We start from the raw sequence: 701 nt of genomic DNA on the forward strand, positions 1-701 counted from the left end.
CTCTAGTGAGTTTATTGATGGGGAGGCTTTTACTAAAAGAGTCGCTGCATCCTTTACAGGCCATAGCTGGGGGCATTGCTTTTCTAGCCGTGCTCTGGGAGTTGTGGTCGTTTGGCAGTTTACCGTGGGTAGGCGTGGTGCTCTCATTTGCTTTTGCATTCTATGGGCTGATACGTAAGGTGCACCCGATTGATGGGATAAATGGATTAACCATCGAAGCGTTGTGGTTAATGCCTTTTGTTTTGTTGTGGATTGGCTGGCAGTCAAATTCAACAGAATCGATATTACAATTCGGCGAAGATACAACGACGACCGTTTTGCTCATTAGCTCTGGTTTTCTGACGGCATTACCTTTGGTTTTATTTGCCATGGCCACTCGTCGCATCAATTTATCTATTGTCGGTTTTATTATGTATATCAATCCGACCATACAATTTTTGATTGGGGTCTACGTGTTAGATGAGCATTTCCCTCAAGCCAGGTTAGTCACATTTATTCTCGTTTGGTCGGCGATGGTGTTGTTTATGATGGGGATGTGGCAGTTACAAAAACAGAAACGACCTGCGTCATAAGTTTTGGCTGATCTACTCACTACATCAACCAACCGGCAGCGCCGTTGTTTTGATAGGTGATTTCATGACAAACGAGGTATGAACTCCTGTCACACCCTCAATGCGCGTTAGTTTATTGAGCAGGAATTG

General features: G+C 44.4%; 1 protein-coding gene. It reads left to right on the plus strand.

From position 1 onward, the window contains the following. A partial coding sequence (locus B4K20_RS12940; protein WP_414683388.1) for an EamA family transporter occupies positions 1 to 572 on the plus strand: 572 nt, incomplete at its 5' end. Positions 573 to 701 lie beyond the last annotated feature (129 nt).

The organism is Methylophaga sp. UBA5088, assembly GCF_002414625.1.
In the GTDB taxonomy this organism is placed as follows: Bacteria; Pseudomonadota; Gammaproteobacteria; order Nitrosococcales; family Methylophagaceae; genus Methylophaga; species Methylophaga marina.